Genomic DNA, 16,789 nt, shown 5'->3' with positions numbered 1-16,789 from the left:
AAGGTATGGGTTTTAAGGTGTATCCCACGAAATAACTCACCCATTTCGGAGGCACTCCCATGAAAAACATCCTCGGCATCTACACCAGCCCACGGTCTCATTGGGTGGGCGACGGGTTCCCGGTGCGCACCCTGTTTTCCTACGACAGCCTGGGCAAGCACATCAGCCCGTTCCTGCTGCTCGACCATGCAGGGCCGGTCGAATTCACCCCGACCCAGGCGCGGCGCGGCGTGGGCCAGCATCCCCATCGCGGTTTCGAAACCGTGACTATCGTTTACAAGGGCGAGGTGGAGCACCGCGACTCCACCGGCAGCGGCGGCAAGATCGGCCCTGGCGACGTGCAATGGATGACCGCGGCCTCGGGGATTCTCCACGAGGAATTCCACTCCGCCGCGTTCGCTCGGTCCGGCGGCACCCTGGACATGGTCCAGCTGTGGGTCAACCTGCCGGCGCGGGACAAGATGGCCGCGCCCGGTTACCAGACCATCCTCGATAGCGACATTCCGGCCATCGCCCTGAAAGACAAGGCCGGCACCCTGCGGCTGATCGCCGGCGAATACGACGGCGTCAAGGGCCCGGCCCGTACCTTCACCCCGATCGACGTCTGGGACATCCGCCTGAATGCCGGCAAGCCCCTGGTCCTCGACCTGCACGAAGGGCGCAACACCGCGCTGGTGCTGCTGCGCGGCACGGTCCAGGTCAATGGCCAGGAGCTGGTGCGCGAAGGCCAGCTGGTGCTGTTCGGACGCGAAGGCGACCAGCTCGGCCTGGAGGCCAGCAACGACGCGGTGGTGCTGCTGCTCAGCGGCGAACCGATCGACGAGCCCATCGTCGGCCACGGCCCGTTCGTGATGAACAGCGAGGCCGAGATCCACCAGGCCTTTGTCGATTTCCAGTCCGGCCGTTTCGGCCAGATGCCCGGCTGAGCGTTTACCGACCTGCGCAGGACGTGCAGACCGGTTTCAGGGCCAGGGATGGCTGTTGCCTTCAATAAATGCCCCAAACGAAAGAGGAACTGCACATGAACAACGTCAATGCTGCCAACTTCAATGGCGCCAAACCGACCATCGACCCCAACGACGCGGCGATGTTGCTGATCGACCACCAGAGCGGGCTGTTCCAGATCGTCAAGGACATGGACGTGCCGCAACTGCGCGCCAATGCCATCGCCCTGGCGAAAGCCGCGACCTTGCTGAACATGCCGGTGATCACCACGGCCTCGGTGCCCCAAGGCCCCAACGGCCCGCTGATCCCGGAAATCCATCAGGAGGCGCCCCATGCCCGGTACGTGGCCCGCAAAGGTGAAATCAACGCCTGGGACAACCCCGAGTTCCGCGCGGCGGTAGAGGCCACCGGCAAGAAAACCCTGGTGATCGCCGGCACCCTGACCAGCGTCTGCCTGGCATTCCCTTCGATTGCCGCGGTACACGAGGGCTACAAGGTGTTCGCCGTGGTCGACGCCTCGGGCAACCATTCCCGCCTGGCCACCGACCTGACGATCGCCCGCCTGGCCCAGGCCGGGGTGGTGCCGATCGACATCATGGCTACGCTTTCTGAGCTGCAGGGTTCGTGGAATCGCCCGGATGCCGAGCAGTGGGCCGCGGTCTATGCCCAGGCCATGCCGCATTACCAGTTGCTGATCGAGAGCTACATCAAGGCCCAGCAAGTGGCGAACGAGCACGAAGTGCTGGACTCCCAGCGCTGAACGAGCACCCACCACGCCGATTCCATTCGGCATCGACAAAAAGCGAGGATTACCCCATGACTACCGCCTACAAGCGTCTGGACAAAGACAACGCCGCCGTCCTGCTGGTGGATCACCAGGCCGGCCTGCTGTCCCTGGTCCGCGACATCGACCCGGACAAGTTCAAGAACAACGTGCTGGCCCTGGCCGACCTGGCCAAGTACTTCAAGTTGCCGACCATCCTCACCACCAGCTTCGAAACCGGCCCCAACGGCCCGCTGGTGCCCGAGCTCAAGGCGCTGTTCCCGGACGCGCCGTACATTGCCCGTCCGGGCCAGATCAACGCCTGGGACAACGAGGACTTCGTCAAGGCGATCAAGGCCACCGGCAAGAAGCAGCTGATCATCGCCGGCGTGGTGACTGAAGTCTGCGTGGCGTTCCCGGCACTCTCGGCCCTGGAGGAAGGCTTCGAGGTGTTCGTGGTGACCGACGCCTCCGGCACCTTCAACGCCCTGACCCGCGATTCGGCATGGAACCGCATGTCCACCGCCGGCGCGCAGCTGATGACCTGGTTCGGCCTGGCCTGCGAGCTGCACCGCGACTGGCGCAACGACATCGAGGGCCTGGGCACCTTGTTCTCCAACCACATTCCGGACTACCGCAACCTGATCACCAGCTACACCACCCTGACCCAGGGCAAGTGACCTGCCAGCGGCGGCTACACAAGGCAGCGAGCACGACCGGGTTATCGGAGGTGTCGCGATTCCCTGTAGCCGCTGCCGCAGGCTGCGATAGGACCGAAGGTCCTCCAGCGGTTTCAAGACCCTGCGCCTGCTGCGCAGTCGATCGCAGCCTCGCAAGCTCGGCAGCGGCTACAGGGTTAGCGCCGATCGGTAGGTCACAACCCCTGTAGCCGCTGCCGCAGGCTGCGATAGGACCGAAGGTCCTTAAGCGATCTCAAGATCCTGCGCCCCCCTGCGGGGGCGATCGCAGCCTCGCGGGCTCGGCAGCGGCTACAGAGTGAGCGACATCGTTGCAGGCAGGGGCCTCCCATGAGGCCCCTGTTTTTGTTTCTCCGGCTATACCTGCAAGGTCGCTTGTGTGAGATTGTCGCGCCTCTGACCGTGCTGGAGTTGCTTGATGCCGAACCTGTTCGCCGACCACCCGCTATTCGCCGCGCTGATCCTGATCCTGCTGGACATGCTGCTGTGGCGCCTGATCGGCGCGCGGGGCGGTTACTGGAAGCTGCTGGTGCGGGTGCTGATCTTTACCCTGTACAGCGTGCTGCTGTTCAACCAGGGCCTGAACCCGATGCAGGCGGCGCCCTGGCCGGAGGATGTGCCGATGCACCTGGCCGCCACGGGGTTGCAGATCGGTTGGTGGCTGTTCGGCGCGCGGACCCTGACGGTGCTGCTCGGCACCCTGATGATGCAACGGGTCGGGCACACCGGGCGGCTGCTGCAGGACCTGATGGGGGCGGTGATTTTCCTGATCGCCATCATCGCGGCCATGGCCTACGTGCTGGAACTGCCGGTCAAGGGCGTGCTGGCCACCTCCGGCGCGGTGGCGATCATCGTCGGCCTGGCGTTGCAAAGCACCCTCAGCGACGTGTTCTCCGGCATCGTGCTCAACACCACCAAGCCGTATCAGCTCGACGACTGGATTTCCATTGACGGCACCGAAGGCCGGGTCACCGATATCGACTGGCGCGCCACCCGGTTGCAGACCTCCCAGGGCAGCATGGCGGTAATCCCCAACTCCATGGCGGCCAAGGCCAAGATCATCAACTTCAGCCGTCCCGCCGATATGCACGGGCTTTCCATCAGCCTCCAGGTCAGCCCCCATGCGCGGCCGCAAACGGTGATCGAGGCGCTGGAGCGGGCCATGCTCGGGTGCCGTTTCCTGCTCGCCACGCCAGCCCCCAGCGTGGCCTTGAAAAGCTCCGGCAGCGCCGGGGTGGAATACGAGATCAGCGGCTTCGTAGCCTCCATGGGCAAGAAGCGCGAAGTGCGCAACCAGCTGTTCGACCTGGCTTTCCGGCATTTGCAGGCGTCCGGCGTCAGCCTGTTGTCCAGCGGTGAAAGCAGCACGGCGACCAACCTCTCGCGCCCGCGCGCGCTGCTGGACAGCTCGAGCATCTTCTCCACCCTGCGCCAGGAAGAGAAGGAAACCTTCAGCCAGAACATGACCCTGCAAACCTTCCGCGCCGGCGAGACCATCCTGCCGGCGGGCGAGGTCAGCGATCATTTGCTGATCATCGAGTCGGGCGTGGTTTCGGTGAGCCTGATCCGCGACGGCAAACCCTTCGAGGCCGGGCGCATGGGCCCGGGCGAAGTGATCGGCGAGGCGGGCATCGCCGATCAGGCGACCGCGGCGGACTTCTCGGCCAAGACTTTCTGCACCCTGTACCGCATCGAAAACGAATACCTCAAGCCATGCCTGGACGCGCGGCGCGATATCAGCGAGGCCATGAAAAACCTCCTGGATTTCCGCCAGCACATCGCCCAGACCCTGACCCAGGAAGCCCCACGGCCGGCGGTGAAAAGAAGTTTCATGCAATGGCTGCGCCGCCGCGCAACCCAATAAACGAAAACCCCGTAGGAGCGAAGCTTGCTCGCGATCCGCGCAGCGGCCATTCACCGCGGTACCCGGGCGGACGCCTTCGCGCGCAAGCTGCGCTCCTACGAAGAGCGGCAAGCCACAACGCGGTAAGTGGCAACCCCCGTAGGAGCAAAGCTTGCTCGCGATCCGCGCAGCGGCCATTCACCGCGGTGCCCGGGCGGGCGCCTTCGCGCGCAAGCTGCGCTCCTACGAAGAGCGGCAAGCCACAACGCAGTAAATGGCAATCCCCGTAGGCGGCAGCGGCGGCGGTGGGTGGCGATTGGTCACCTGGTCTTTGGCGGAATTGGTTATTGGTCTGGACCGGGCCCAGGCTTAACGTGGCGCCACATTCATTGGACCTGGAGCCACCCATGCAACCGCGTATCGACTTCTACACCGCCTCGCCCGACGCCCTCAAAGCCATGATCGCGCTGGAAACCGCCGTCTCGAAACTGCCCCTGGAAAAGTCGCTGATCGAGCTGGTGAAGCTGCGCGCGTCGCAGATCAACGGCTGCGCCTTCTGCGTCGACATGCACACCGCCGATGCGCGCAAGGGCGGGGAGACTGAACGCCGCCTGTACGCGGTCTCGGTCTGGCGCGAAGCGCCGTTCTTCAGCGATCGCGAACGGGCCGCCCTGGCCTGGACCGAGTCCCTGACCCGGGTCAGCGAAACCCACGCGCCGGATGCCGACTACGAACTGCTGAGCAGCCAGTTCAGCCCCAGCGAGCAAGTCGACCTGAGCCTGGCGATCGCCACCATCAACAGCTGGAACCGCCTGGCCGTGGGTTTCCGCAAAATGCCCCAGGCCTGATCTCCGGGCTCAACAGCGCTGGCCCACGGCGTCGCGGCACGGGTCGTCGCGCCGGCATCGGGCAAGGCACAGGTGCCAGTAGTTGGCGCAACGCGTGGCGACGACTATTGTTGGCAATCTGAATAACTGCCCGAAGAGAGCGATGCCATGAACACCAGTGATTTGCTTGAACAGTTGCTGCGCGCCGGCCAGGCCTCGATGAAGCAGCAAGGTGGCGGGGCCTCGGCACCGCAGGGCGGCCTGGGAGGCCTGGGTGGCTTGCTCGGCGGCCTGTTGGGCGGCAACAGCGGCGGCGGTGCCCCGGGCGGCCTGGGCGGCTTGCTCGGTGGGCTGCTGGGCGGTTCCGGATTGGGCGGCGCGATGTCCGGCGGCGCGGCGTCTGGTGGCGGGACTCAGGGTCGCACCGGCGGCGGCATGAACTACGCGGCGCTGGCGTCCCTGGGGATGATGGCGTTCCAGGCTTATCAGGCCTGGCAGCAACAGCAGCAATCGGCGGCTCCGCAACAGGCGTTGCGCACTGTCGACCAATTGGCCGGCCCGGAAGCCGAAGAACACAGCCACGCGATCCTGCGCGCGCTGATCGCCGCGGCCAAGGCCGATGGCCGCATCGATGAGCAGGAAAAACAACTGATCAGCGCCGAGATCGGCCGTCACACCGACGATCCGCAATTGCAGCAATGGCTCGACGACGAAGTCGCCCGTCCCCTGGATGCCGCCGACGTGGCCCAGTCGGCCGCGGGCGAGCCGGGCATGGCGGCGGAGATGTACCTGGCCAGCGTGATGCTGGTGGACGATCAGCAAGATGCCGAACGCAGCTACCTGGACGAGCTGGCAGCGGCGCTGCAAATCACGCCCGAACTGCAATTGCACCTGGAACAGCAGGCCAAGGGCCAGGTGGCCTGAGCCGCACCGGCCGGCCCGCCCGGGGCCGGCCCATTGTCGCTGCGGGCGTGCCTGTCGGCGCCCGGCAGCGCATCCGCATCGCGCTCCGCTTTGTCTCGACGGCGTGCCACCCAGGCCGAGGTGGATTGTCGCAGCGTGGATTTATTCCCTTCATCCGGCGCTGGCAGGGTGATAATGCCGGCCCGTCCACCATGCGAGCGCACCGTCGCCATGTTCGAGATCCAGCCGCAGAACCCCGAGGCTTTTCGTCAGCAAACCCGCCGCAGCACCCTGTATATCGCCCTGATTTTCCTGTCGCTGGCCATGCTGCTGTCGAGCGCCGCGGTGCTGCTGTTCGGTACGCCGGGTGGCGACAACTTCCGCCTCAACGTCGCCGGCGTGCTGGCCGGCCTGGTGCTGAGCATCGTGCTGATGCGCATGCGCTTCTGGTCGCAGCCGTGGATGGCCGCGGCGGTCTACGGCTGGCAGCTCAAGCGCAGCCTGATGAGCGTGACCAACGTCATGCACCATGTCACCGCCGGCGTCGAGGCCGAAGACCCGACGGCGATGAAGCTGCTGCGCTTCTATCACCTGGGCCTGACCCAGATGCACCAGCTGGATGCCAACTCCAGCGCGTTGAGCCAGGTGGTGCATGAAATCGACCGGCACAAGGAGCGCATGGAGGCCCTGGCCATGGACACCGAGCAGAATCGTTTGGACCCGGCCTGGATCGAGGCGGTGAAGCGGATCCCGCTGCCCAAATAAGCTGGAAAAGGCTGGCCTGGAGGTTTTCCCGGGCGGCCTTCGAACCGGCTTCGCCCTGTGCCCGGTACATGCAGCCTGCACGGGGGCCGGGCAAAACGGCAAAGAGTTATAACGTTAGATTTTATTTATATAAATGGACATAAGCATTAGCGCTATGCTGCCGCCAGATTTTTACCTGGCCGCGGTTGATGCGTAGGGCTTATTGATGGATGTGGGTAACTTTGGTTTTGTAATCGCCGGCCTGTTGGTGGGTTTTATCGTAGGCATGACGGGTGTGGGCGGCGGTTCGCTGATGACCCCGATCCTGTTGTGGTTTGGCATCAACCCGGCGACTGCCGTGGGCACCGACCTGCTGTATGCCGCCATCACCAAGTCCGGTGGTGTGCTGGTCCATCAGAAAAACCGCAATATCGACTGGAAGATCACCGGCTGGCTGACCTTGGGCAGCGTGCCCGCGGTACTGGCCACCCTGTGGTTCCTCAAGAGCCTGGACACCGACCCGCAAGCGCTGAACAGCGTGATCAAGCAGGCACTGGGCGTTGTATTGCTGCTCACCGCGCTGGCCATCCTGTTCAAGAAAAAACTCCTGGCCTTCGCCCAGAAGCATGCCGGCGACCATTACCACCTGAAGGATTCCAGCCTCAACGCGCTGACAGTGGTTACTGGCGTGATCCTCGGCACCATGGTCGCCCTGACTTCCATCGGCGCCGGCGCCCTGGGCACCGTGGCGCTGTTCATCCTTTACCCGTTCCTGGCCACCAAGCGTCTGGTCGGAACAGAAATCGCCCACGCCGTGCCGCTGACCCTGGTCGCAGGCCTGGGGCACGCGAGCATGGGCAACATGGACTGGCAGCTGCTGGGCTTCTTGCTGATGGGCTCGCTGCCGGGCATCTGGCTCGGCAGCCACATGACCGGCCGCGTCTCGGACGAGCTGCTACGGCCGTTCCTGGCGGTCATGCTGTTTTCCATCGGCTACAAACTGGCGTTCTGACCCCGCGCTGGCGGGCGAAGCAAGAGCCTCCCGCGGGAGGCTTTTGTGTTTTTGTGGTGCTGCCTCACTGATTGACCGGCTCTTTCAGGATCGCCTGATTCAGCAGCCTGATACCCGCCGTTACGTTCGAGGGCCATTCCTCACCAGGAACGTAGGCCATGGCTTTTGTCATCAGGGAAGGCGACCCCACTACAACCGGCGGCAAGGTCATCGCCGGCTCGGGCACCACCTTTGTCGTGAATCAACGAGTGGCCCGCATTGCCGACCCGGTCTGGTGCCCGGTATGCCAGACGGTAGGTTTTATCGCCGAGGGCCATCACACCTGGGTGGATGACCAGCAAGCCACGGCGGTGGAAGGCGGCTTGGTGCGATGCGGCTGCCCGAGCGGGGCCAATCGGCTTATCGCCACTCAGTGGACGGTCTGCTCCGGGAACCAGCCGACCATCCCGCTCGACAGCGATTGCATCGGGCCCGCGGTGCTCAATACCCAGCGCTGGGCCGACGCCATTCATAAGGGCTATCCGCAAAACGAATTTGCCGATGCGGTGCCGCGGGATCAGGTGCGCGGCCTGAGTGTTGCTCACGGCGATATCGTTTCACCGCCGTTGTCCGTGCAGGACACGCAGCATCTGGTCGAGCCGGGGTTTCATATCGTGCAAACGCCCATGAGCCGAGCGGCACTGGAGACGGTGCTGTTCGGCCAAGCCGATGAAGCTGTGCTGGAGAAATTTCGCCGGCTCAATCCTCAACTCTCCAACGATGCCAAACCTGGGCAACTCGTCGTCCTCAGTCATCCCGACAACTACCAATGCACTCGCGAAGAAGCGCTGCTGATGGAAGCGGCGGAAAAGGTCAGCGCGGCATTGGCATCCATGAGCGATGAAGAAGCGGCCTTTATGCTCAAGTACCGGGCGCAGGTTGAATCGATACTGTCCTATGGCTCAACGGCATTAAACGTGGGAGCGGCGGCCGCGGGTAATCATATGGATGGCCTGAAAAGAACCTTGCTGGATATCGAGGCGCTTCATCAGAAGTTCTTTCTGCGGGATGGGCATTTGCGCAGTGTTGAGTTCTTTAGCGAAAGAAGAAAACTGTTCGCACAGTTGGACGCTAGCCTGCTGTCCATTACAAAAATGAGCATTGCCTTTCCCGATCACCCCAGCCTTAAAAGTGCCTTGGGGATTTCCAGCCGTAGTCTGGTGCATCGCTGGACCCAGGCGGGCGCAGTGGGGCAGATACCGGGATACGCGACGCATATTGAAGGTGTTTCCAGGGCGTCCAAGGTACTTAAGTGGGGTGGTTGGATTGGGGTTGCTCTAGGCGGTGGGGCCTCTTATGTGAAGGTGCAGGATGTTTGTTCGGCAGGAAACAGGGAGGCGTGTGAGAAAGTGAAGTTTACGGAGGCAGGAAGCTTCTCGGGTGGGGTCGGTGGTGGGGCGGTAGCCGGGGTATTTTTAACATCATCGATGGCGGGAAGTATCTGTGTCGCTATGGGTGTCCCTACGGGGGGAGTTGGCAGCGTGGTCTGTGGTTTGGTGGTGGCCGGTGGTGGGAGCTATTTTGCCAGTGAAGGTGGAGAGTCAGCCGGAGAGTTTTTGGGAGAGCTGATATATGAAGGAAGGAACGTATGGTAATCACTACCGCACATATCGTACTTGGTATTTTTATCGGGATAACTTTTCTCGGCATGTTCACCATGCTGGGGGTCTACCTGTATTGGGGGTATACCCGCATGGACGAGATGCTCGGGTATGTCAAAAACTGCCAGATGATCACCGGTAACAGGTTCTATCTGTATATGGGGGCCTGGGGGCGGATGATGATGGTGGGGGTGGTAGCGGGTTATCTGGCATGCCCCGGCTTCTTCATTAGAAGGGGACTGTTGGATGCTGATGAGATAAACAACTTTCCTCAGCCTCTTAAAAGAAAACTGATTATTTCGCATTGGATTATGGGCGGGCTGCTGGCGAGCCTGGGCCTGGAGTACATAGCGATGACGATAATAAGAAACTAGTCCGCACTATTTACGATGGAGCCTGGCTCGCCGGCCTGGAACCTGAGGGCTGGCGAGTGACCCGCCCCCAGGCCTCTCTCAGCGTTGCGCCAACCAGTAATCGTGCAGCGCCCGCGCCGCCTGTTCGACGCTGGCCACAGTCTGGCGGTGCTGCGCCAGGTCGAGGTCGGCCGGCAGTTCGAAGTTGTCCTGTTCGGCGCAGGTGATGATGGCTTGCAGCTGCGCGGCCTGGGCGGCTGGCAGCTCGGGCCAGTTGCTCACGGCCAGCGCGCGGATGTAGCCAAAACACCACTCTTCGGCCAGCGTCAGCGGCTGGTCCTGATGCTCGGTCTGTTCGAAGCGCGGCTGGAAGCTCGCCGAGTCGCTCGCCAGCGTCGTGGCCAGGGTATTCAAGTGGCGCACGGCCAGCTCGATGAAGCGCTTGCACTCCTCGGGGGCCTGCCAGTCCGGGTTCTGCCCGCCCCAGATGGCCGGGAACCATTCGGCGATGTCCACCTGGGCCGGGCCGGACACCAGCGCGGTGCAGAAGCCATCGAGCTCGGCCAGGTTGAGCACGGAGTGGTCGTCGCCGTACTTGAGTAGGGTGTCTTCGATGAATTCGAACTCGGCGGGGCTGAGCGGCTGGTTTTGCATGGGCGGCTTCCTTGGAAAACGCGCGCCCCTGGGGCGGCGCGGAAAAAGACGCGGAGGATGGCGCGTTCCGCGGCTTTTATCCAGCGCCGATCATCGTCGTGGAGCGCGTTGTCATAGCTGCGACGCGCTCCTGGTCGCTCCAGCGACCGGCCCGTTAACCGGCCCGGTCGCTGTCGTTCTCAGGGTTGCGCGTCATCCAGGGCATCGAGCAGGGCATGGGCGACCTTGACCCGTTCGGCGTTGGGATAGTTCTTGTTCGCCAGCAGCACCAGGCCGATGTCCTTGCCGGGTATGAACAGCACATAGGCGCCAAAACCGCTGGTGGAGCCGGTCTTGTTCAGCAGGGTATTGGCCTGCGGGGCCTGGGGCGGGGTGAGCCAGCGAGTCGGGTGCGGTTCGAAGGCCATCTGCGACGAGTTGCCGGCCAGCAGGGCGTCGAGGCTGAGCGGGTAGGGGTACATCTCCCAGCCCAGGCCCTGGGTCATGCCCTCGACCTGGTAATAGCCGGTGTGGGTGGTGGCGATAGCCTGCTGCCACGGCTGCGGCAGCGACTCGGGCTTGAGGTTGGCCTCAAGGAAACGCAGCAGGTCGGCGGCGCTGGTCTTCACCCCGTAGGCCTCGGCATCCATGGCGCCGGGGCTCAGCCGCACCGGCTTGCCGTCCTTGCCGTAGCCCTGGGCGTAATTGCCCATCTGCGCGTCCGGTACGCGGATATAGCTGTGCTGCAGGCCCAGCTGCGGGAACAGCTTCTGCTCCATCAACTGAGGGTAGGGCTGCCCCAGGCTCTGCGCGGCCAGGTAGCCGAACAGGCCGATGCTCGGGTTCGAGTACAGGCGCTGGGCGCCGGGGGCATACGTCGGTTTCCAGCCCTGGTAATAGCCGAGCATCTTGTCCTGGCTGTCCCATTGCTCGGGGAACTGCAACGGCAGGCCGCCGGCGCTGTAGGTGCCCAGCTGCAACAGGCTGATGCGCTCGAAGGCGCTGCCTTTCAATGCCGGCAGGTAGCGGCTGGCCGGCTCGTCGAACGACAGCTTGCCGCTGGCCTGGGCATAGGCCCCCAGGGTCGCGGTGAAAAGTTTGCTCACCGAGCCGACTTCGAACAGCGTGTCGGCAGTGACCGGTTTTTGTTGCTCTTTGACGGCCAGGCCGTAGTTAAAGTAATGCGGCTGGCCCTTGATGGTGATCGCCACCGCCATGCCGGCGATGTCTTGCTGTTGCATCAAGGGGCGGATGGCGGCATCGACCAGGGGCTTGAGCGGGCTGTCCGGCTGGCTGGCGGCCAGGCAGGCGCTGGTGCCCGACAGCAGCAGGGAAGCGGCGAAAAATCCAGAGATTGCGAGGTTTTTGTTGTGCATGATGGACTGACATTCCATGATTTTGCAGGGTGATGGCCGCTACACTCCGAGCGGCTTTTGCCAGCGCCTGCCTCTGGGTGCTGAGGGCAGGGCGCTGCGAGCCGGTTCAATGTAGGCGGCTGGCGAAAGATCGACAAACGACGATATTTCGCAGGAGCCATTAGAAAAACTAAGGAATGCTCATGATCAGGCCCCATCTGCCGCTCAACGCCCTGCGCGCCTTCGAGGCCTCGGCGCGGCATTTGAGTTTCACCCGCGCCGCCATTGAATTGTGCGTCACCCAGGCCGCGGTCAGTCATCAGGTGAAAAGCCTCGAGGCGCAGCTCAACGTCACGTTGTTCAAGCGCCTGCCCCGTGGGCTGATGCTCACCAGCGAGGGCGAAACCCTGCTGCCGGTGCTGTGCGAATGCTTCGACCGCATCGCCGAAACCCTCGGCCGCTTCGAAGGCGGGCACTACCGCGAAGTGCTCAGCGTGGGTGCGGTCGGCACCTTCGCCGTGGGCTGGTTGCTGCCGCGCCTGGAGGACTTCCAGGCCCGCCATCCGTTTATCGACCTGCGCCTGTCGACCCACAACAACCGGGTGGATGTCGCCGCCGAAGGCCTGGACTACGCCATTCGTTTCGGCAGCGGTGCCTGGCACGGCACCGAGGCCATCGAGTTGCTGCAAGCGCCGCTCTCGGTGCTCTGCGTGCCGGAACTGGCGCGGCAACTGCGCAGCCTCGCCGACTTGCTCGGCCAGACCCTGCTGCGCTCCTACCGCACCGACGAATGGCCGGAATGGTTCAGCGCCGCCGGCTTGCCAGCCAGCACCCTGCCGTCGCGCAGCATCGTCTTCGACTCCTCCCTGGGCATGATGGAGGCCGCGCAGCAGGGCGTAGGCGTGGCCCTGGCGCCGCCGTTGATGTTCGCCCGGCAGTTGCACGCCGGCAGCATCGTCCAGCCGTTCGCGGTGGGCATCAGCACCGGCAGCTATTGGCTGACCCGCCTGCAATCGCGGGCGCAGAGCCCGGCGATGCTGGCGTTCAAGGAATGGTTGCTGGGGACGGTGCAAAAGGGCTGAAGATCCGCTGCCGGCGGGCGATGCGGGCCATGGTCGGCGTCAGCCGCCCAGGCTCGGGTAGTCCCTTGTGCGCCAGGGCTGTAGAAAGTTGTGCGGCGCGTGGAAACGCTGGAGGGGTAGAGCGAAGGCGCCCTGGCGGTCGCCCAGGCTTGCGCTTGGCGGGCGGGATCGGAGCTTGCGCTGCTCCCATCCCGCCGCTCGGGCTTAACGGTTGATTACTGGCCCGCCACCAACGGCGGCGTGCGCGGCGGCACCAGGCGCTTGCTGCCAGTGGACTCGTAGGCCGAGGCCAGGCGCAGCAGGTTCGAGTCGTCGTAGGCGCGGCCGGCAAAGGTCAGGCCGACAGGCATGCCGATGTCGGGCATGACGCCCATCGGCACGGTGACCGTGGGCACGCCCAGGTGGCGGATGGCGAGGTTGCCGTTGGCCACCCAGACGCCATTGCTCCAGGCGATGTCCGCGGACGCCGGGTCGACATCGGCATTGGCCGGGCCGACGTCGGCCACGGTCGGGAAGATCACCGCATCGAGGCCGAGACGGTCCATCCAGTCCTCGAGGTCGAGCTTGCGGGTTTTCTCCAGTCCGCGCAGGCCGTCGGGCAGGGTAGGGATCTGGTCCCAGGGGGTGATGCCGCGCTCGGCCATCTTCACGTATTCGTCCATGCCGGCGGCCAGGTCGCCCTCGCGATTGGGCAGGGTGCCCGGGTCGTGAGGGAAAATCAGCGGGCCGTCGACGTCCACCAGGCGATTGAGCTGCGGGTCGCCGTTGGCCCGCAGGAAGTCATCGAAGGCCCAGGCGGTCAGGTCCCACAACTCGTGGTGGAGGAACTCCTTGGACACCAGGCCGCGGTTGAACACCGTCGGCGCGCCGGGGCGGTCGCCTTCGCAATTGGACACCAGGGGGAAATCCACTTCGAGCACTTCGGCGCCGGCGGCTTCGAGCGCCTGGCGCGCCTGTTGCCAGAGGCCGATCACCGAAGGGCGGGTGTTGATGCGTTGCCCGGTCGGGCCACCGATCCCCGGCGCTTCGCTGGTGCCGGCTTGCGGGTCGGCGTTGATGTACATGCGCGGCACGCCGAAACGCTTGCCGGCCAGGGCGCTGCTGGTGACGGCCAGTTCCTGGTAGGAGGCCGGGCGCACCGAGGCTACGCGGGGGATCGGCACCCAGGGTTGCAGGCGCCACAGGTCGCCGCGGGTGTCCGGGTCTTCGGCGACCACTACATCGAGCACTTCGAGCAGGTCGGCCATGGTCCGGGCATAGGGCACCACCACGTCCATGGTCGGGGTCAGCGGCCAGTTGCCGCGCACCGAAATCACCCCGCGCGACGGGGTGTAGGCACACAAGCCATTGTTCGAGGCCGGGCCGCGGCCGCTGGACCAGGTTTCTTCCGCCAGGCCGAAGGCGGCGAAGCTGGCGGCGGTGGCGGTACCGGCACCGTTCGACGAGCCCGAGGCGAAGGGCGCGGTGAGGTAGGCGGCGTTGTACGGGCTTTCGGCGCGGCCATAGACCCCGCGTTGCATGCCGCCGTTGGCCATGGGCGGCATATTGGTCTTGCCCAGGCAGATCGCCCCGGCGGCGCGCAGCCGCTCGATGGTGAACGCATCGCGATAGGCGATCAGCTTGGCGAAGGCCGGGCTGCCGGAGGCCGCGGTGAGGCCCTTGACCAGGTAGCTGTCCTTGGCGGTGTAGGGAATGCCATCGAGCGGGCCCAGGGTTTCGCCCCTGGCCCGGCGGGCATCGGCGGCCCGGGCTTCCTCGAGGGCGTTGGGGTTGCGCACCACCACGGCGTTGAGCGCGGTGGGGGTGTCGGGGCCGTCGTAGGCATCGATCCGGGCGAGGTAGGCCTGGACCAGCTCGACCGCCGTGGTCCGGCCAGATTCGAGCGCGGCGCGCAGTTCGGCGATGGAAACCTCGGTGACTTCGATCATGCTGTTACCGCCCGCTGCAGGTGGGAGATGGAATGAAAGTGGCCATCACGCTGGCGCTGGGGGTGGGACGGCTGGGGCACATCGCTTATCTCAAAATGGCTGTTCATATCGGTTCTCGTTGCGCGGCACGACGCGACTGGGCTGGGCTACAACCTGAACGGGGTATTTTGCATCAAGTTGCCGGCGCGGGAATCGCTAAACGTTGCGCCGTCATGGTGGATGGCTGGCGGCCGGCTGTTGAACGGCAGCCAGCGCCCCTGTGGGGTACTGGCCGGGTCGGGCGTTTTTACCTCAGTCCCGGGCTAAAAAGTAAGTAGCTGTTTTAAAAACAAATTTATGCATCTTTGGCTTCACAGATGGCAAAAAAGTTGATAAATTTCCGCGCGTTCTTGCCAAGGCCCCCTCGGGGCTTGCAACGAAAGCAAGCAACATTCGTTTTATAGGGGCGTCGCCAAGCGGTAAGGCAGCAGGTTTTGATCCTGCCATGCGTTGGTTCGAATCCAGCCGCCCCTGCCATTTTCCTACCCATCCCGGTATGTCTCAGCCACCAGGCGCGAGGCGAGGATGCGGTTCTCCCGGAACATCCGCTCCATCCTCTGCTGTAACAAGCAGCTTTCTCGTTTTCTTTATCCAGCGCCTTCCCCAAGACAGGGTCGCGGCTCCGTGCGCCTGTTCAAGCACCTGGCGATCAGCGAAAGCGCTGCTCGATGGCCTCGGCAAAGGGGTAATAGACAAAATAGGGCCTGGCTTCGTCGATGACCCGCCGGAACGACGGTCGTTGTACCAGCCGTTCGAAATAGGCGCTCAGGTGGCGATGGTCTTCGGGGAACGCCACGAGCGTGCGGGCATAGAACAATGCCGGCGCGGCGGCGCAATCGGCCAGGCTGAAGTCCGGGCTGGCGGCCCAGATCCTCGAGGCCATGCGCCGTTCGAGCATGGCGTAGGCGGTCAGCAGGTTGCTGCGCTGCTGGCTCAGGTCGCCGTTGGTGCCGTACAGGCGGTCGGCGACGATCTGCTGCATCGGCCCCTGGACGTAGTTGTCGAAAAAACGGTCCCACAGCCGCACCTCCAGCGCGCTGTCCCAATCCTGGGGGATCAACGGCGGCGCGCCGCCATAAAAGCGCTCCAGGTATTCGATGATCACACTCGATTCCGGCACATCGCGCTGCCGGGCGTGATCGCGGATGACCGGGAACTTGCCCAGCGGCCACAGGCTTTGCAGCTCGGCCCGGTCGGCGTCGTTGGCCAGGTCGATGATCCTTTTTTCAAACGCGACACCCTGTTCGTACAAGGCGATCAGCACCTTGTGGCAGAACGACGACAGGGGATGGAAATACAGGGTCAGCGGCATGCTCCGTTCCTCGCGCAAGCTGGGCGTGCAAACCGCCCCGCCCAGGCATTATCGGCCGGCCCGGGCGACCTTGCGCAGGCAGGCGACGAGCCGGCTACAGGCCCGCCGAGTACTTCACCGCTGCCGCCGCCCGCGAAGGCACGTTGAGGATGCGCAGCAGCGACGACACATGGATGCGCACGGTGAAGGGCGAGATATCCAGCTCGCGGGCGATTTCCTTGTTGGTCTTGCCCTGGGCGATCAGCCGCAGCACGTCGCGCTGGCGTGCGGTCAGGGTGGCGCCGGTGCCCAGCGGCAGCAGCCCGGAAGGCGCGAACTTGACCAGCACTTCGCCCTCGCGGATGGCCAGGACCGCCTGGCCGATTTCGTCCGGGGCGATGTTCTTGCCGATAAACCCGTCGATGCCTACGGCCATGACCTCGCCGATCAGCGCCTGGTCATCGACCATCGACACCACGATCAGCGTGGTGCGCGGCAATTGCTGGCGCAGTCCGGCCAGTTGGCTGACGCAGGTCAGGCCTGGAAAACGCAAGTCGAGGATCAGCGTGTCCAGCTCGTCGCCGGCCTGGGTCAGGGCGAGCACCGTTTCCAGGTCGCCGGCCTGTTCGATCAGCGCATCCGGCAACAGGCGCTGGACGGTGCGCAACATCCCCTCGCGAAACAGCGGGTGATCGTCGGCTATGATGATCCGGCATGCCATGGGATGACCCTC

General features: G+C 64.3%; 16 protein-coding genes and 1 tRNA gene. 12 read left to right on the top strand and 5 right to left on the bottom strand.

All coding sequences use genetic code 11. From position 1 onward, the window contains the following. Window positions 1-59: 59 nt before the first annotated feature. The 10 genes from BLV20_RS28345 (at window position 60) to BLV20_RS28300 (ending at window position 9,749) form a co-directional block, all read left to right on the top strand. Window positions 60-926 carry a pirin family protein gene (locus BLV20_RS28345; RefSeq protein WP_092305673.1) on the top strand — a complete coding sequence of 289 codons (867 nt, stop codon included), beginning with the start codon at window positions 60-62 and terminating at the stop codon, window positions 924-926. Between the two features lie 95 nt (window positions 927-1,021). After that, window positions 1,022-1,705 carry an isochorismatase family protein gene (locus BLV20_RS28340; protein WP_092305672.1) on the top strand — a complete coding sequence of 228 codons (684 nt, stop codon included), beginning with the start codon at window positions 1,022-1,024 and terminating at the stop codon, window positions 1,703-1,705. A 56-nt stretch (window positions 1,706-1,761) separates the two neighbouring features. Beyond that, complete coding sequence (gene ycaC, locus BLV20_RS28335) at window positions 1,762-2,388, top strand: isochorismate family cysteine hydrolase YcaC (protein ID WP_007927871.1); 627 nt, start codon at window positions 1,762-1,764, stop codon at window positions 2,386-2,388. Window positions 2,389-2,824: 436 nt separating this feature from the next. Beyond that, window positions 2,825-4,270, top strand: a complete 1,446-nt coding sequence (locus BLV20_RS28330) for a mechanosensitive ion channel family protein (protein WP_092305671.1) — start codon at window positions 2,825-2,827, stop codon at window positions 4,268-4,270. A gap of 386 nt (window positions 4,271-4,656) precedes the next feature. Beyond that, window positions 4,657-5,097 (top strand): carboxymuconolactone decarboxylase family protein, encoded by a 441-nt coding sequence (locus tag BLV20_RS28325; protein ID WP_092305670.1) that lies wholly within the window; start codon window positions 4,657-4,659, stop codon window positions 5,095-5,097. 147 nt (window positions 5,098-5,244) lie between these two features. Beyond that, window positions 5,245-6,000 carry a DUF533 domain-containing protein gene (locus BLV20_RS28320; protein WP_092305669.1) on the top strand — a complete coding sequence of 252 codons (756 nt, stop codon included), beginning with the start codon at window positions 5,245-5,247 and terminating at the stop codon, window positions 5,998-6,000. A 210-nt stretch (window positions 6,001-6,210) separates the two neighbouring features. Further along, window positions 6,211-6,744: a DUF3087 domain-containing protein gene (locus BLV20_RS28315; RefSeq protein WP_092305703.1), complete on the top strand. Its 534-nt coding sequence runs from the start codon at window positions 6,211-6,213 to the stop codon at window positions 6,742-6,744. Between the two features lie 205 nt (window positions 6,745-6,949). Then, complete coding sequence (locus tag BLV20_RS28310) at window positions 6,950-7,735, top strand: sulfite exporter TauE/SafE family protein (protein ID WP_092305668.1); 786 nt, start codon at window positions 6,950-6,952, stop codon at window positions 7,733-7,735. A gap of 158 nt (window positions 7,736-7,893) precedes the next feature. Next, window positions 7,894-9,369: a PAAR domain-containing protein gene (locus BLV20_RS28305; RefSeq protein WP_092305667.1), complete on the top strand. Its 1,476-nt coding sequence runs from the start codon at window positions 7,894-7,896 to the stop codon at window positions 9,367-9,369. Further along, window positions 9,363-9,749, top strand: coding sequence for a hypothetical protein (locus BLV20_RS28300; RefSeq protein ID WP_092305666.1), 387 nt, complete (start codon window positions 9,363-9,365; stop codon window positions 9,747-9,749). The genes BLV20_RS28305 and BLV20_RS28300 overlap by 7 nt, the downstream gene beginning before the upstream one ends. 78 nt (window positions 9,750-9,827) lie before the next feature. On the opposite strand, the gene BLV20_RS28295 is transcribed toward BLV20_RS28300, so the two are convergent. After that, complete coding sequence (locus BLV20_RS28295) at window positions 9,828-10,382, bottom strand: UPF0149 family protein (protein ID WP_092305665.1); 555 nt, start codon at window positions 10,380-10,382, stop codon at window positions 9,828-9,830. A 179-nt stretch (window positions 10,383-10,561) separates the two neighbouring features. Continuing rightward, window positions 10,562-11,737 carry a class C beta-lactamase gene (gene ampC, locus BLV20_RS28290; RefSeq protein ID WP_092305664.1) on the bottom strand — a complete coding sequence of 392 codons (1,176 nt, stop codon included), beginning with the start codon at window positions 11,735-11,737 and terminating at the stop codon, window positions 10,562-10,564. 182 nt (window positions 11,738-11,919) lie between these two features. Between ampC and BLV20_RS28285 the strand changes: the two genes are divergently transcribed. Next, complete coding sequence (locus BLV20_RS28285; protein WP_092305663.1) at window positions 11,920-12,798, top strand: LysR family transcriptional regulator; 879 nt, start codon at window positions 11,920-11,922, stop codon at window positions 12,796-12,798. A 215-nt stretch (window positions 12,799-13,013) separates the two neighbouring features. Here the strand turns inward: BLV20_RS28285 and BLV20_RS28280 are convergent, their stop codons facing one another. After that, window positions 13,014-14,726, bottom strand: coding sequence for an amidase (locus BLV20_RS28280; RefSeq protein ID WP_092305662.1), 1,713 nt, complete (start codon window positions 14,724-14,726; stop codon window positions 13,014-13,016). Between the two features lie 441 nt (window positions 14,727-15,167). On the opposite strand from BLV20_RS28280, the gene BLV20_RS28275 reads away from it, so the two are divergent. Continuing rightward, window positions 15,168-15,242, top strand: a tRNA-Gln gene (locus tag BLV20_RS28275). Between the two features lie 172 nt (window positions 15,243-15,414). On the opposite strand, the gene BLV20_RS28270 is transcribed toward BLV20_RS28275, so the two are convergent. Beyond that, entirely contained in the window at window positions 15,415-16,077 is a 663-nt protein-coding gene (locus tag BLV20_RS28270) for a glutathione S-transferase family protein (RefSeq protein WP_092305661.1), read from the bottom strand. A 94-nt stretch (window positions 16,078-16,171) separates the two neighbouring features. Further along, window positions 16,172-16,777: a LuxR C-terminal-related transcriptional regulator gene (locus BLV20_RS28265; protein ID WP_092305660.1), complete on the bottom strand. Its 606-nt coding sequence runs from the start codon at window positions 16,775-16,777 to the stop codon at window positions 16,172-16,174. Window positions 16,778-16,789 lie beyond the last annotated feature (12 nt).

The organism is Pseudomonas sp. NFIX28 (assembly GCF_900107395.1).
Taxonomy (GTDB): Bacteria; Pseudomonadota; Gammaproteobacteria; order Pseudomonadales; family Pseudomonadaceae; genus Aquipseudomonas.
Note: the sequence above shows the minus strand (reverse complement) of the source record. Positions and strands in the feature narration are given on the sequence as shown.

Bases quoted from the DNA above. Each gene is read 5' to 3' on its own strand.
- BLV20_RS28265 (WP_092305660.1), bottom strand. From the start codon at position 16,777: ATGGCATGCCGGATCATCATAGCCGACGATCACCCGCTGTTTCGCGAG.
- BLV20_RS28315 (WP_092305703.1), top strand. From the start codon at position 6,211: ATGTTCGAGATCCAGCCGCAGAACCCCGAGGCTTTTCGTCAGCAAACC.
- ycaC (WP_007927871.1), top strand. From the start codon at position 1,762: ATGACTACCGCCTACAAGCGTCTGGACAAAGACAACGCCGCCGTCCTG.
- BLV20_RS28345 (WP_092305673.1), top strand. From the start codon at position 60: ATGAAAAACATCCTCGGCATCTACACCAGCCCACGGTCTCATTGGGTG.
- BLV20_RS28295 (WP_092305665.1), bottom strand. From the start codon at position 10,382: ATGCAAAACCAGCCGCTCAGCCCCGCCGAGTTCGAATTCATCGAAGAC.
- BLV20_RS28305 (WP_092305667.1), top strand. From the start codon at position 7,894: ATGGCTTTTGTCATCAGGGAAGGCGACCCCACTACAACCGGCGGCAAG.
- BLV20_RS28325 (WP_092305670.1), top strand. From the start codon at position 4,657: ATGCAACCGCGTATCGACTTCTACACCGCCTCGCCCGACGCCCTCAAA.
- BLV20_RS28300 (WP_092305666.1), top strand. From the start codon at position 9,363: ATGGTAATCACTACCGCACATATCGTACTTGGTATTTTTATCGGGATA.
- BLV20_RS28320 (WP_092305669.1), top strand. From the start codon at position 5,245: ATGAACACCAGTGATTTGCTTGAACAGTTGCTGCGCGCCGGCCAGGCC.
- BLV20_RS28280 (WP_092305662.1), bottom strand. From the start codon at position 14,726: ATGATCGAAGTCACCGAGGTTTCCATCGCCGAACTGCGCGCCGCGCTC.
- BLV20_RS28310 (WP_092305668.1), top strand. From the start codon at position 6,950: ATGGATGTGGGTAACTTTGGTTTTGTAATCGCCGGCCTGTTGGTGGGT.
- BLV20_RS28330 (WP_092305671.1), top strand. From the start codon at position 2,825: ATGCCGAACCTGTTCGCCGACCACCCGCTATTCGCCGCGCTGATCCTG.
- ampC (WP_092305664.1), bottom strand. From the start codon at position 11,737: ATGCACAACAAAAACCTCGCAATCTCTGGATTTTTCGCCGCTTCCCTG.
- BLV20_RS28340 (WP_092305672.1), top strand. From the start codon at position 1,022: ATGAACAACGTCAATGCTGCCAACTTCAATGGCGCCAAACCGACCATC.
- BLV20_RS28270 (WP_092305661.1), bottom strand. From the start codon at position 16,077: ATGCCGCTGACCCTGTATTTCCATCCCCTGTCGTCGTTCTGCCACAAG.
- BLV20_RS28285 (WP_092305663.1), top strand. From the start codon at position 11,920: ATGATCAGGCCCCATCTGCCGCTCAACGCCCTGCGCGCCTTCGAGGCC.